This window comes from Parasphingorhabdus pacifica (assembly GCF_054779195.1).
Map to the genome: position 1 here is coordinate 410512 of NZ_BAAGYS010000011.1, position 14316 is coordinate 424827.

Annotated in this window: 12 protein-coding genes; 9 read left to right on the plus strand and 3 right to left on the minus strand. The window is 69.0% G+C overall.

Features of this window, described 5'->3' with window-relative positions:
- The first annotated feature begins 216 nt into the window (after positions 1-216).
- The 5 genes from ACYVAN_RS18885 (at position 217) to ACYVAN_RS18905 (ending at position 6344) form a co-directional block, all read left to right on the plus strand.
- On the plus strand, positions 217-1515 hold the full coding sequence (locus ACYVAN_RS18885) for a M20 family metallopeptidase (RefSeq protein WP_460961426.1): 1299 nt from the start codon (positions 217-219) through the stop codon (positions 1513-1515).
- Entirely contained in the window at positions 1512-2900 is a 1389-nt protein-coding gene (locus ACYVAN_RS18890) for a M20 family metallopeptidase (protein WP_460961428.1), read from the plus strand. The genes ACYVAN_RS18885 and ACYVAN_RS18890 overlap by 4 nt, the downstream gene beginning before the upstream one ends.
- A gap of 533 nt (positions 2901-3433) precedes the next feature.
- Positions 3434-4012 carry a hypothetical protein gene (locus tag ACYVAN_RS18895; RefSeq protein WP_460961430.1) on the plus strand — a complete coding sequence of 193 codons (579 nt, stop codon included), beginning with the start codon at positions 3434-3436 and terminating at the stop codon, positions 4010-4012.
- Between the two features lie 143 nt (positions 4013-4155).
- Positions 4156-4911 carry an HAD family hydrolase gene (locus ACYVAN_RS18900; RefSeq protein ID WP_460961432.1) on the plus strand — a complete coding sequence of 252 codons (756 nt, stop codon included), beginning with the start codon at positions 4156-4158 and terminating at the stop codon, positions 4909-4911.
- Entirely contained in the window at positions 4911-6344 is a 1434-nt protein-coding gene (locus ACYVAN_RS18905; RefSeq protein WP_460961433.1) for an FGGY-family carbohydrate kinase, read from the plus strand. Before ACYVAN_RS18900 ends, ACYVAN_RS18905 begins: the two co-directional genes overlap by 1 nt.
- 162 nt (positions 6345-6506) lie before the next feature.
- Here ACYVAN_RS18905 and ACYVAN_RS18910 read toward each other — a convergent pair whose 3' ends face one another.
- Positions 6507-7007: a gamma-glutamylcyclotransferase family protein gene (locus tag ACYVAN_RS18910; protein ID WP_460961436.1), complete on the minus strand. Its 501-nt coding sequence runs from the start codon at positions 7005-7007 to the stop codon at positions 6507-6509.
- Positions 7008-7247: 240 nt separating this feature from the next.
- Here ACYVAN_RS18910 and ACYVAN_RS18915 point away from each other — a divergent pair, with 240 nt between their 5' ends.
- The 4 genes from ACYVAN_RS18915 (at position 7248) to ACYVAN_RS18930 (ending at position 10949) form a co-directional block, all read left to right on the plus strand.
- Positions 7248-8651 carry an NAD(P)H-quinone dehydrogenase gene (locus ACYVAN_RS18915; RefSeq protein ID WP_460961438.1) on the plus strand — a complete coding sequence of 468 codons (1404 nt, stop codon included), beginning with the start codon at positions 7248-7250 and terminating at the stop codon, positions 8649-8651.
- Positions 8652-8734: 83 nt separating this feature from the next.
- The gene (locus ACYVAN_RS18920) at positions 8735-9124 is read left to right on the plus strand and encodes a thiol-disulfide oxidoreductase DCC family protein (RefSeq protein WP_460961440.1); all 390 of its coding nucleotides are present in this window, start codon (positions 8735-8737) and stop codon (positions 9122-9124) included.
- A gap of 235 nt (positions 9125-9359) precedes the next feature.
- Entirely contained in the window at positions 9360-10409 is a 1050-nt protein-coding gene (locus ACYVAN_RS18925) for a tetratricopeptide repeat protein (protein ID WP_460961442.1), read from the plus strand.
- A gap of 165 nt (positions 10410-10574) precedes the next feature.
- Positions 10575-10949 carry a cupin domain-containing protein gene (locus tag ACYVAN_RS18930; protein WP_460961443.1) on the plus strand — a complete coding sequence of 125 codons (375 nt, stop codon included), beginning with the start codon at positions 10575-10577 and terminating at the stop codon, positions 10947-10949.
- Between the two features lie 741 nt (positions 10950-11690).
- Here the strand turns inward: ACYVAN_RS18930 and glpK are convergent.
- Both glpK and ACYVAN_RS18940 read right to left on the minus strand, forming a co-directional pair.
- On the minus strand, positions 11691-13193 hold the full coding sequence (glpK, locus tag ACYVAN_RS18935; RefSeq protein ID WP_460961445.1) for a glycerol kinase GlpK: 1503 nt from the start codon (positions 13191-13193) through the stop codon (positions 11691-11693).
- Positions 13194-13228: 35 nt separating this feature from the next.
- Positions 13229-13975: an MIP/aquaporin family protein gene (locus ACYVAN_RS18940; protein ID WP_460961447.1), complete on the minus strand. Its 747-nt coding sequence runs from the start codon at positions 13973-13975 to the stop codon at positions 13229-13231.
- Positions 13976-14316: the final 341 nt, after the last annotated feature.

A 14316-nucleotide genomic window follows, 5' to 3' on the forward strand; every position in this document is an offset into this window, starting at 1 on the left:
TACCGTAGCGACGGATCGATCGGGACTGGGGCATCGCCCCGCACAGACGTGGGTCGGCACCGGGAAGCCCCCCGACCGGTGCCGACCCACACCCTGCCGGCGAGTTCGGCTCGGCTGAATCAGCCGGGCCGCTTGTCGCAGTGGTGCTACCGGTGATCCATCCCGGCCCCGCGCGAAGCCGTGCCGCCCGCCTGAATGCTGCAAGATGGGCGGCAAATGAGTACCGGCCCGTATCCCCATCCCGCAGCGTCCGAGACGGCAGCGTCCGAGACGGCAGCGTCCGAGACGGCTCGGATCGCGCGTGAACGCTGCGACGCCGCCGTCCGAGAGCATCGGCGGCGACTCGTCGGGCTCGCGCGGGACATCCACGCCGAGCCGGAGCTCGCCTTCGCCGAACACCGCAGCGCAGCGAAGGTCGTCGACGTCCTGGCCGAACAGGGTTTCGAAGTGACCCGTCCGGTCGCCGGCTTGGACACCGCATTCACCGCCGAACGCGGCAGCGGCGAACTCGTCGTCGCCATCTGCGCGGAGTACGACGCGTTGCCCGCCATCGGCCACGCCTGCGGTCACAACATCATCGCCGCCGCGGCGGTGGGTGCGGCGCTCGCGCTCGCGGAGACCGCCGAGGAACTCGGCATCACCGTCCGGGTGATCGGTACCCCCGCCGAGGAAACCGGTGGTGGCAAGGTGCTGATGCTCCGGCGCGGCGTCTTCGACGACGTGGCCATGGCGATGATGGTGCACCCGGGGCCGGAGGACGTCTGCGCACCCGGATCCCTGGCCATCAACGATCTCGAGGTGCGCTACACCGGTCGCGCCGCGCACGCCGCCTCAGCGCCGGAGGCCGGAGTGAACGCCGCCGATGCCATCACGGTCGCGCAGGTGGCGATCGGTTTGCTGCGCCAGCACCTCGAGCCCCGGCAGATGGTCCACGGTATCGTGAGTTCGGGTGGCGCGGCGCCGAACATCGTTCCCGCCGAGACCACGGCGGTCTACAACCTGCGTGCCGCCGACTCGCAGTCCCTGCAGCGTCTGGAGGACCGCGTCCGGGCCTGCTTCGAGGCCGGTGCTACAGCGACCGGATGTGCTTGGGAGATCGACCAGGTCTCGCCGATCTACGCCGAGCTGGCTCCCGACGAGTGGTTGTCGGAGGCCTACCGTTCGGCCATCTCCGAGCTCGGACGCCGACCGGCCGATCGGAGCGGGGAACCGGAACGGATCATCGGCAGCACCGACATGGGCAATGTGACCCGAGTACTGCCCGCGATCCATCCGATGATCGCGGTGGACTGCGGTGATGCCGCCAACCACCAGGAAGAGTTCGCGGCGGCGTGTGCGGGTACGTCCGCGGACCGCGCGGTGCTCGACGGCTCGATGGCCATGGCTGCGACCACGGTGGCCGCGGTGCTCGACGGTGAGCAGCGCGCTCGATTGCTCGCTGCGGTACGGAGTCGCCCCGGGATTTCGGGGGCGTGTTCAGCAGACGATTATTTCGCGTCAGGAGGCGTGGCGTGACAGTTGTGGATTCGCGCGGAACGGATGGGAAGCAGTCCGCGGACCGCCAACAGGTCTCCGGAGGTCGGGGAGCGGCCGCACCCGAGGAGGTCGAACAAGCGGGGCAGGCCGGTGACGCCGACGAGCCGAGTACGGGCATCGGCACCACTATGTCCCCCGTGGGGTCCGACGTGGAATTCGTTGTGGACGATCTCGGTGCCGGGCGCGGACCGTCCTGGTTGGACGCTTGGCTCGACGAGAACGCGCAGCGGGTGGTGGAGTGGCGGCGTCACCTCCACGCGTATCCGGAGCTGTCCAGGGCCGAGCACCGAACGACCGCGCTTCTGTTCGACAAGCTCACCGAGATCGGCTTGCGCCCGCGCACGTTGCCCGGCGGGACCGGTTTGATCTGCGACATCGGGCCGGAGGCCCACCAGGCGAAGCGGACCATTGCCCTCCGCGCGGACATCGATGCCCTGCCGCTGACGGAAGCTACCGGCCTGCCCTTCGCGTCCACAGTGGAAGGTGCGGCCCACGCCTGTGGTCACGACGCGCACACCGCGATCCTGCTCGGTGCGGCGATGGCGTTGTCGACGGCGCCGCACCTGCCCGGGCGCATTCGGTTGATTTTCCAGCCTGCCGAGGAGGTCATGCCTGGTGGGGCGCTCGACGTACTGGCCGCGGGCGGGCTGGACGGTGTCGAACGCATCTTCGGATTGCACTGCGACCCTCGACTGCCGGTGGGCAGGGTCGGCACCAAGGTCGGGCCGATCACGTCGGCGAGTGACCTGCTGGAGCTGCGGCTCACCTCCCCGGGAGGCCACACGTCCCGTCCTCACTTGACCGCCGACCTCGTGCATGCCCTGGGCACCGTGGCTACCGGGCTGCCGACTTTGCTGTCCCGGCGCGTCGACCCGAGGACCGGGACCGTCCTGGTGTGGGGTGCGGTGCACGCGGGTGAGGCACCCAACGCGATTCCGCAGAGCGGGGTGCTCAGCGGGACGCTGCGGACCGGGGACCGGGGGACCTGGGCCGAGCTGGAACCTCTCGTCCACGAACTGGTGGAGGGCCTGTTGGCGCCGCTCGGGGTGGGATTCGACCTCCACCACCGCCGTGGCGTTCCACCGGTGGTCAACGACGCCGACAGCACCGAACTGATGCGCGCGGGCATCGAGGAGGGCTTGGGCGAACACGCGTCGACCAGCACACCGCAGTCTTCCGGTGGTGAGGACTTCGGCTGGTACCTGGAGCACGTCCCCGGCTCGTTCGGCAGGCTCGGGGTGCGTTCTTCCAGCGAGGGACGGGTGAAGGACCTGCACCAGCCGACTTTCCAGCTCGACGAGCGGGCGCTGCACGCAGGCGTGCGGGTCATGGTGCACACGGCGATGGCGGCCTTGGGCCGGTAGCCGGCGTCGGAAGCCGGGCGCTCACGGGCGCTCGGTGGTGCCGGGCGCTCGGTGGTGCCGGGCGCTCGGTGGTGCCGGGCGCCGGTGGTCCGGATGCCGGTGGATCCAATGCCGGGGACTCGATGCCGTTGCACCTTCGGAGTCACACGATCGAGGTGAATCTGTGGCGAGGTCTGCGGCCTCTTTCAAGTATGACTTCGAACATCGATTGCCGAGCAGCGGACGGGCTCCCCAACAGCGCAGGACCTGCCAGCGCGGGAACTGCCAGCGCGGGACCTGCCAGCGCGGGAACTGCCAGCGCGGGACCTGCCAGCGCGGGACCTGCCAGTGCGAGAACCGGGAGCGCGGGGCCTGCCTGCTCGAGAACTGCCAGTGCGGGGCCCGGCGGCGGAGGACCTGAGCGGGGCAGTGCTGCCAGTGGAGCGGCCGGTGCCGGTGGGCCGGACCCGACGGCGCTGGATGTGCTCCGCGTCCTGCCCGGGCACGGAGCGCTCTCGCGGGCTGACGCCGAGGGGCGGTTCGGCTCGCGGACCGTGGCGGACATGATCCGGGAGCGGTACCTGTCGGAACCCTGGCGGGGTGTGGTGGTCGCGGGCAGCCGTGAGCACGATCCGCTGACCCGAGCTGCCGCTGCGCTGATCCGGAGCGGTCCGAGCGCGGTCCTTTCCGGCCCCACGGCCGTCGCCATGCACGGCTGTGCGGCCGCCGAAGGTCCGAGCGTGCACGTGACGGTCCCCTACGATCGACAGGTGCGCGCGTTGCCCGGCCTGGTCATCACCCAAGCCTGGATCAGGGAATCCGATGTCGTGCTGCTGAACGGGCTCCGGGCGCAGGCGCTGGACGTGGCGATCACCGAGTTGCTGTGCACGGGGCCGCAGCGGGTGGCATTGGCGTGCCTCGAGCAGGCGTTGGTCGACCTCGGGGCCGCTGGTGGACGCTTCCGGGCGATGGTCGGGGAGCGACTGGACCGACGGGTGGATCGGCGCGGGACCCGACAGGGGTCGGCGTTGCTCGGTCTGGCCCGGGCGGATCCGAGCATGGCCGCCGAGGCCGGGGGCGGCCGCGATCGGTCCCCTGCCGGGCGGGCGGTCGCGCTCCTGGGCGGGCGTTGAGGCCCGCCTGTGAGTCGCTGCACGAGAGCTGAAATCACATTCTCGGTGTTATAAGTTTCAGAACGTTAGTTATAGTTCCGTCCTCGGTGGGAATCTCCGTGCTCGATGCCCGGACCACCCGGTCAGCACCGAAAGGACCAGACGTGTCAGACCCAGGTCCAGAACCAGCGCAGGCGCCCACGGCGATGGCCGCGGCAGCGCGGCAGTCACCGGAGGCCGTACCCGTCGAGCTGGTCCTCCTCGACGTCGGCGGACCGGTCTACGACGATGCCGCCTACCGGGACGCCTTGTTGCGGGCCACCCGCGAACTGGCTGCCGAACACGGGACGCACGTCGACGAAACCGAGTTTCAGCAGGTCTACGATCGGCAGCGGCAAGCACAGAGCGGATCACTCCGGAGTGCGATGACCGAACGGTTCCTGGGGCCGGGAGATCGGCGGCGGCTGTCCGAACACGCCAACCGGTACTGGACGTACCCGCCCTCGGCCCTGTACCCGGACGTACTCCCCGCGCTGCGCCGGATCACCGAGCACTGCCGCGTTGCCGTGGTGGCCAATCAACGCGAGGTCGTGCAGGAGGCGTTGCGCCGCGACGGCGTCGCCGAGTTCATCGACGTCTGGGCCATATCCGAGGTCGTCGGCGCCGAGAAGCCGGACCCGGCGATCTTCCACCACGCTCTGAAGACTGCGGGGGTGTCCGCCCGCAATGCCGTGCACGTGGGCAATCGACTGGACACCGATGTTCGGGGCGCCCAGGAGGTGGGCCTGCGCACCGTTTGGATCCTGCGCGGCGAGGCGCCGCCGGAACCGACCACCGCACAGCTCGCCGAGCCCGACATCGCCTTGCCGTCGATGGCCGAGCTGCCCGGTGCGCTCGACCGACTCGCGGGGCAGCGGTGATGGGCGGACTCGTCGCCGGGGTCGATGTGGCCACCGCGAACGTGCGCGTCCAGGTGCACGACGAAGCAGGCGGGCTGATCGCGGCGGCCGCCCGGCCACTGCCCGAACCGGTGCGGTCGTCCGGCGGGCGGTCCGAGCAGGACGCCAGTAGCTGGTGGCCTGCCGCCCGGGATTGCCTGGCCGAGTGCACGGTGGCCCTCGGCTCCAGGGCCGACGAGATCCGGTCGTTGGCGATCTCGGCTACTTCCGGCACCGTCGTGCTCGTCGACGGTGCGGGCGAACCGGTGACTCCGGCCCTGATGTACGACGACCGCCGTGCTGAGGAGCCCGCTCGAACAGCTGCCGAGGCCGGAGCCGACCGTTGGCGTCGAACCGGCACCACACCGTCCGCGGGGTCCGGCATCGCCCGCATCGCATGGTTGGCCGCCGGCCGCCCCGACGATGCGGTGCTGGCCTGCCACACTCCCGAACTGATCGCCCGGCCGTTGGTGGGCCATCCGGTCGCCACCGACTCCAGCCACGCGCTCAAGAGCGGTTACGACGTCGTCGCCGGTGAATGGGCCCACGAGGTGTTCGACGCGCTCGGGGTTCCCGACTCGTTGTTGCCCGAAGTCGTCCGGCCCACCGAGGTGTTGGGAGAAGTGGAACCGGCCGGCTCGCGTGCGACGGGGCTGCCGGTGGGCTGCGTCGTTCGGGCGGGCATGACCGACGGCTGTGCCGGACAGCTCGCCAGCGGTGCCGTGGACGTGGGGCAGTTCGTGACGATCCTGGGTACCACCCTCGTGCTCAAGGGGGTTTCCGGGCAGCTGGTCCACGATCCGTCCGGCGCGGTCTACAGCCACCTGCACCCGGACGGCGCTTGGTTGCCCGGCGGTGCCGCCAACGTCGGTGGGTCGGCGCTGTCGAGAACGAGCACCCGGCCGCTCGCCGAGCTCGACGCCGAGGCCGCCCGGCGGGGTCCGGCCCGAGTTGTTCACTACCCGCTTCGAGGTGTGGGGGAGAGGTTTCCCTTTCAGGCCGCGGAAGCGGCCCGCTTCATGCTGGGCGACCCCGCCGACGACGTGGACGATCACCGCTCCCGGCTCGAAGGGGTGGCCTTTTGCGAACGCTTGGCGCTCGAACGGCTCGCCGCTCTCGGTGCCGTCGCAGACGGCCCGCTACGGACGGCAGGTGGCGGGGCCGGTAGCGCGGTGTGGTGCAGGATCCGGGCCACCGTGCTCGACCGGCCGGTGTTGCGCGTTCCCGAAGCGGGCAGCGCACTGGGCGCGGCACTGCTGGCGGCCGCCGGGTCGGTGCATCCCGATCTGAGCACGGCGGCAACCGAAATGGTGCCCGCCGGACAGCTGATCGAACCGGCGGCCGGCGAAGTGGCGGACCTCGCGGACAACTACGAACGCTTCCGGACCGAACTGCTCGACCGAGGTTGGCTGTGAGACCGATCGGCACCGGCGCCCGCGTGGTTCAGCGGCCAGTGACAACGACCACGCCATCCGGTCCGACCGCCTCGGGTTGCGCGAGGCGGTCGCAAGCCTGCGCAGAACGGAGGTGGGCGCCCTGCCCGGAGCGGCAGCACACGATGTCGGCCGCCGCGACGGTCAGGGACCGACGTTGCCGCACGGTCGAGTGCGGATCATCTTCACGTAGTCGGCAGGTGCACCGGCAGCCTCCGCGGCATCGGCCATCACTCCGATGTACCGGGCCGACGGCAACCCGCCCTCGTACGCGTCGACCACGTACAGCCAGGCGAGCACGGAGCCGTCGAGCGTATCCACCCGAAGCCGCAGCTTCTTGTGGAGGCCGAGCTCGGACCCCTCCCAGCGGTCCAACTGGCGCTCGTCCTCCGGGCTGACGTCGTAGAGAACGGTGAACACCTGTTCCCCGGGTTCCTCGACGATGGTCGCGAGGGCGCCTTCCCAGCCGAAATCCTCACCACCGAAGGTCAACCGCCAGTCCTTCAGCCAGCCCGTCCCGGCGACCGGAGAATGCGGGGCTCGCTCCATCATTTGGGCCGGATCCATGTTCGATCCGTACGCGGCGTACAGCGGCACGTCCCACAGGGTAGCGATCGCGTGCAACAACGGTGGGGTGGATCGCATCACCGTTGGCGGAAGGTGTGAATGCGGCGACTCCGCCCGGAAGCGCCCGAGCGGCTCCGAACTCCCCGGACCAGGGAATACCTTCGAACAGGTGAGCCACTCCCGGTGTCCGGACCGTGTCGGTATCACCCGTTTGCCGAACATCACACATACCGGTGCGACCGGAAGGCACTGCGGGCGTTCGCCGCCGCGTACGGTTGGTCCAGCGCCCACAAGGCTGGTATACGGGAGGAACGCGAAGTGACCCGCATCGTGATCATGGGTGGCGGACCCGCAGGCTACGAGGCGGCGCTGGTCGCCGCGCAGCACGGGGCCGACGTCACATTGGTCGAACCGGACGGCTTGGGCGGGGCATGCGTGCTCTACGACTGCGTGCCGTCGAAGACCTTCATCGCGTCGGCCGGAGCCAGATCCGGCGCGGGCGACGCGCGCGAACTGGGTGTTCGACTGAACCGGGACGATTCCGAGGTCGATGTCGCCGTGGTCCACGGCCGCGTCAAGGGACTGGCACTGGCCCAGTCGGCCGATATCCGCGCCCGGGTTCGGCGCGAAGGCGTCCGGGTTCTGGCGGGCACCGCGCGGTTCACCAACACCGAGCAGGGACTGGCCCAGCACCGGATCGGGGTGGAACTCGCGGGCGGTGGATCCGAGGAGATCATCGCCGACTGCGTCATGATCGCCACCGGCGCGACGCCCCGCGTGCTGCCCGGCGCCAAACCCGACGGTGAGCGGATCCTGAACTGGCGACAGCTCTACGACCTCCCCGAACTCCCCGAACACCTGGCCGTGATCGGTTCCGGTGTCACGGGTGTCGAGTTTGCCTCCGCCTACACCGAGATGGGCGTCAAGGTCACCATGATCTCCAGCCGGGACCGCGTGCTGCCGCACGAGGACGCGGACGCGGCCGGGGTTCTGGAAGAAGTCTTCGCCGAACGGGGAACCGAGGTCGTCAAGCACGCGCGGGCCGAGCGGGTGGAACGCACCGAAAAAGGTGTGCTCATCCACCTCGCCGACGGCCGCCAGGTCGAGGCGAGCCACGCGCTGATGACGGTCGGCTCCGTGCCGAACACCGACGATCTCGGGCTGGAGCGCGTCGGGGTCGAGCTGGATCGCGGCGGCTACATCCCCGTCGACCGGGTGTCGCGCACCAACGTGCCCGGCGTCTACGCGGCCGGCGACTGTACCGGTCTGCTGCTGCTCGCGTCGGTCGCGGCGATGCAGGGCCGGATCGCCATGTGGCACGCCCTCGGTGAAGGTGTTGCGCCGATCAAGCTCAAGACCGTCGCCGCCAACGTGTTCACCCACCCGGAGATCGCCACGGTGGGCATCAGCCAGCAGGCGATCGACTCCGGCGAGGTGCCCGCGCGAGCGGTCGTGATGCCGCTGGCGACGAACCCGCGCGCGAAGATGGCCGGTTTGCGCCGTGGTTTCCTCAAAGTGTTCTGCCGCCCGCAGACCGGCGTGGTCGTGGGTGGTGTCGTGGTCGCTCCCAACGCCAGCGAACTCATCCTGCCGATCGCCATGGCCGTGCAGAACCAGGTCACGGTCGAGAACCTGGCGAACACCTTCTCGGTGTACCCGTCGCTGTCCGGCTCGGTCACCGAGGCGGGCCGGCAGCTGATGCGCCACGACGATCTGGACTGACCCGCCGGTCATCCATCAGGGGCGGTCTCGCCGGGCTCGCATCGGCTGGACCGTCCCGCCTTCGGCGCACACACTGGGATCCGATGCACGAGACACCGATCTTGGTCTACGACGGCGACTGCGGGTTCTGCACCCGCAGCGCGCGTTGGGTCGAACAGCTTCCGGTGCGGGCCGAGATCGTGCCGTGGCAGGAAGCCGACCTGTCGGCGCTGCGCGTGACCCGGGATCGGGCACGCCATGAGGTGCTCTGGGTCGCGCCCGGTGGCCGCGTGTTCGGCGGTGCGGCGGCGGTCGCCGAACTTCTCATGCAGTGCGGTTTCCCGTGGCGACTGCTCGGATGGGTGCTCTCCGCCCCGGTAGTGCGCATATTCGCGGATATCGCCTACCGGTGGGTGTCGGCCAATCGGTCCCGACTGCCCGGTTCCACCCCCGCATGCCAACTACCCGTCGACCAGCGTCCGGGTAATCACTGACGGTCTCGCGCGATCGGCTCGGAACCCCTTCGCACCACCGGCCTTTCGAATGATCGGGCCCGACCCTTCGGCCGATCCGGCACCCGATGCTCGTCCGTAGGTTTTCGAGACGTCGGGGATGAAAGGCCGTCGACGTCACCGCTCCCTTCGTTGCGCTGGTGTCGACGGCGCGGAAACGGGTTGGTGCCTGGCTTCGTGCGGCACCAACCCGTGCGGCGAGACGAAGGTGGCTCGGATGATCGGCAAGGCGTTCGCCCCTGAATACCAGGGCGCGCTCAGCGAGTTGTCGGTGAACACGGCGCTCGTGGACGTGCTGGTGGCGGCACGGGAGCGGGAACGCGCGGCCGAACGCGACGGCGATGCCGCCGAGCTCGGGCGATCGCGATTGGCTCTCGGCGAGGCGTGCCGCAGGCTGGGGCGGCTGGACCAGGCCGAGTCGGCGTGGAAGTCGAGCTACCGCATCGCCAGGGGAACCGGGGACCGCTCCGCGATGGCCTGGGCGCTGTGGAGCGGGGGAACGTTGGCCCGCCAGCGCGGCAACCTCGATCTGGCGGTGCGTTGGCTGGCCGCCGGGCGGGACCTGGCCCAGGAAGCCGGAGATTCCACGGCTTTCGGTTATGCGTTCGCCGGGATCGCCGAGACGTTGCGGATCAGGGGCGACCACGAGCAGGCCCGCGAGCTGCACCATTACGTGCTCGCCCATGCGCGGGAGCGCAACGAGTCCCGCCACGTGGTGTGGGCGTTGGAGGGAATCGCGCAGATCGACCGGCACACCGGGGATCTGGATTCGGCGTGGGAGCGCTTCGAGGAAGCGAGCCGGATCGCCGCCGACTCCGGAGACGAGCGCGGTCATGCGTGGGCGCTGCGCGGGCTCGCCGACGTGGGATCGCTGCGGGGCGAGCACCAGGACGCGTTGTCCCTGCTTTCCCGGGCGGAGCGGGTCTGCCGGGAGATGGATCTGTCGAGCGCACTGGCCTACAACCGGAAGATGCGCGGCAACGTGCTGTTGCGCGCGGGCTGGCACGACGAAGCAGCCCGGGCCTACCGGGACGCCCGGGAGAAGTTCCGGGCGATCCGGGAGCCGCGTGGTGAGGCACTCGCGACCTTGGGATTGATCAAGAGTCTGGACCGGGGCGGCGGCAGGAGTCGGTCGGAGACGGTACGGGAGCTGGTCGAGCTTCGGGACTCGCTGCAGGAGGGACAGTTGCGGCACACCCGCCGGATGGTCGAGGACGCGCTGCGCGACCTCGTGCCCGAGCGAACCGGGGCCGTGTCCGCTCCGTGACCGCGCTCCCGGCGGGCCGTTGCCGCCTCGGACGCGGCACGATCGGCGAGCGGGTCGGCGCGGCCTGCCTGCTGATCCTGGCTCGCTCGGGCAGGAATCCTCTGGGGTCGGTGTTCGCCGCGAGGAACGATGGTGGTGTCGGTTCTTCTCAGCGAGGAGCACATCATGACCACACAGCACAAGCTCGCCGTCGAATGCCGGACTTTCGGCGAGCCGGACGAGATTCGCGAGTTCGAGAACGGGCATGTCGAATTGCTCAACATGGTCGGCGGCACCATCGGGCGGATGGTGTTGCACCCGGGCTGGCAGTGGAGCAGGCACGTCCGCCCCATCGCAGGTACGGAGTGGTGCGAAGCGCCGCACTTCCAATACCACGTCGCCGGGACGATCCACGTGCAGATGTCCGACGGAACCGAGTTCGAAGCGGGGCCCGGATCGGTCAGCTGCCTGCCGCAGGGGCACGACGCCTGGGTCGTGGGCGATGACGACGTGGTCCTCGTCGACTGGTTCGCCACCAAGGACTACGCGAAGGAGACGTGACCGGATCTCGCGCGACGAGCACCGGTGCTCAGCGGAGGAGGGTCCACGGGTCGTCGTCCGGTGACGGCGACCGGTGCGCGCCGTTCCTCCCGCACCTCCACCTCGACGCGGGCGCGGTGGGCGGCCGGGTGCCACATGCCCTCGAACGGCCCCATGAGTCCACCATCGACTCCGCGGCTGCGCACGCGGGCGTAGTCACGGCATTCCGCCCAGCGGCAGGGCGACGATCGCCAGGTAGGCGAGTACCACCGCGAGATCGCTCATGGGCCGAACGTACCCGCGCGAGCCGTGCGCCCGAGCGACGGGAATCGGCGGCGTGGCCCGTGCTCGTGCCGAGGAGCAGAGCGCCGTACCGCCCGGCGTCGAGTGAGCGGTCGGCGACTTTGAGTGGCTTGTCTTCGCCTTTGTCGGTGGCGGTGTCGTCCCAGTCGTAGCCGGGGCCTCCTGGATCCAGCCGGTGCAGCGGTCGGACAGTATGAGGCCAGCGGGAGTACGGCAACGAATCCAGGGCCTTCGTGACCAGGAGCAGGAACAGGCCCGAGCGCGTCCGCAACTGGCCCTGCGACAGGCGCTGACGGAGTTCATTCACGGGTGCGCACTGCTGTCCTACGGGAGGTCAGCGGTAGTGGACGCGTCGAGTCCTGTGGGATACGTTGCCGGAGACGCGGCGGCGTGACCTGCTCTCGCGCTTGATCCGCAAGGTGCAGGTCACGCCGCCTGAACGTCGCTACGGGCTGACGATCATTCGACCCAGTCGAAGGTCTTCGTCACGGCCTTCTGCCACTGGTGGTACTCGTGTTCACGGCGGTCTTCGGCCATGAGCGGGTCCCACTGCTTCTTCTTCGACCAGTTGGAGCGGATGTCCTCTTCGCCTTCCCAGAATCCGACGGCCAGACCCGCGGCGTACGCGGCGCCGAGTGCGGTCGTCTCGCTGACGACGGGTCGGATCACCGGAACACCGAGGATGTCGGCCTGGAACTGCATGAGCAGCTCGTTGCCCACCATTCCGCCGTCCGCCTTGAGTGACTTCAGCGGAACGCCCGAGTCGGCGTTCATCGCCTCGATGACCTCGCGGGTCTGGAAGGCGGTGGCTTCGAGTACGGCGCGCGCGATGTGCCCGCGGTCGACGAACCGGGTGAGCCCGACGATGGCGCCGCGTGCGTCGGACCGCCAGTGCGGAGCGAACAGTCCGGAGAACGCGGGCACGAAGTAGGCCCCGCCGTTGTCCTCGACCGTTCGCGCGACCTGTTCGATCTCCGGAGCGGTGGCGATCATGCCGAGGTTGTCCCGCACCCACTGCACGAGCGAGCCGGTGACCGCGATCGAACCTTCGAGGCAGTAGATCGTGTCGTTGTCGCCGATCTTGTAGCCGACGGTGGTGAGCAGGCCGTTCTCGCTGATGACCCGCTCGGTGCCGGTGTTGAGCAGCAGGAAGTTTCCGGTGCCGTAGGTGTTCTTTGCCTCGCCCGGAGACAGGCACGCCTGTCCGAACGTGGCGGCCTGCTGGTCACCGAGGATTCCCGAGATCGGCAATCCGCCGAACACGCCCCGTTCCCGGAAGTGCCCGTAAACCTCGGAGGAGGAACGGATCTCCGGCAGCATCGACATCGGCACGCCGATCTCGGCGCAGATGTCGGCGTCCCACTCCAGGTTCTCGAGGTCCATCAGCAGTGTGCGGGACGCGTTGGTGGGGTCGGTGACGTGCAGGCCGCCGTCGGTGCCGCCGGTGGAGTTCCACAGCACCCAGGTGTCCATGTTGCCGAAGAGCAGCTCGCCGTTCTCGGCGCGCGCCCGTACACCATCCACATTGTCCAGGATCCAGCGGATCTTGGTGCCGGAGAAGTACGTCGCCAACGGCAGGCCGGTCTTCTGCTGGAAGCGGTCCTTGCCTTCATCGCCTGCGAGTTCATTGACGATGTTGTCGGTCCGGGTGTCCTGCCAGACGATCGCGTTGTAGACCGGCTTTCCGGTGTACTTGTCCCAGATCACGGTGGTTTCGCGCTGGTTGGTGATGCCCACCGCGGCGATTTCGGACGTGACGAGGTCGGCCTTGGCCAGTGCACCGGCGCAGACCTGTCGGGTGTTGCTCCAGATCTCCTCCGGGTCGTGTTCGACCCAGCCCGCCTTGGGGAAGATCTGCCGATGCTCGACCTGGTCGACGGCCACCACCTGACCGGATCGGTTGAAGATCATGCACCTGGTCGAGGTGGTGCCCTGATCGATTGCGGCTACGTAGGAGGCCATGGGTGCCTACCTTCCTGTACTACCGAAGTTCGAGGTCAGCTGGTGGGCAGGATAAGCGCCATCGCGCCACCCAGTGCGCCACCGATGAGTGGTCCCGCGATCGGAACCCACGAGTATGCCCAGTCCGCCGAGCCTTTGCCGCGGATCGGCAACAACGCGTAGGCGATCCTGGGTCCGAGGTCGCGTGCGGGGTTGATCGCGTAGCCGGTGGGGCCGCCCAGGGAGTTGCCGATGCCGATGACGACGAACATGACCGCCGCGTAGCCGAGCGCGTCGTTGCCGAAAACGGGCACCGCGCCTGCGGAGGTGGCCTGCGCGGTGGGGCTCGTGGCGATCCACAGCACCAGCACGAACGTACCGATGATCTCGGTGACCAGGTTCCACGGGTAGTTGCGGACGGTGGGACCGGTGAAGAAGATGCCCCCCGTGCTCGCCGGGTCGTCGTGCGTGTCGAACTGCAGCTTGAACGCGGCATAGCACAGTCCGGCGCCGAGAACCGCACCGATGACCTGTGCGCTCATGTAGACGGGAACCTGCGACCACTCGACCTGGCCGTTGACGGCGAGTCCGAACGTGACGGCTGGGTTGATGTGTGCCCCGCTCGGAGCGGCGACGCTGGCACCGATGAACACGGCGATACCCCAGCCGAAGTTGACCAGGAGCCAGCCGCCGTTGTGCCCGAGGCTGTCGCGGAGGGTCACGGTCGCGACGACACCGCAACCGAGTAGTGCGAGCAGGCCGGTACCGAATAACTCAGAGACGAAGATTTCGCCAAGACTCATCGAGTGGTCCCCTCATCGTGCCGCCGTTGGCGCGGTCGGGCGTGACTGTCCGACGTGGAATGAGCCGGGACCGTACTGCGGCTTGCCAACACGTGTCCACGACTGCCGCCACTTGCACGAGGTGCACTGGTCCGTACCGACCAACCGACCCGGCAGCGGGTGGTTTGGATTTCCGTCACCGGTCGGTCAGCGGATCTTGGACAGGGTGATCTCCGAGATGTCTTCAGCACTGTTGATCTCCCTCCGCTGTCGCCGTTGACGAGCGAGGTCACAGTAGACAAGTGAAAAGAACCATTGCAAGCGTTCCTGTATGATGTTTTTATCGGTTTGGGTGGTGTTCC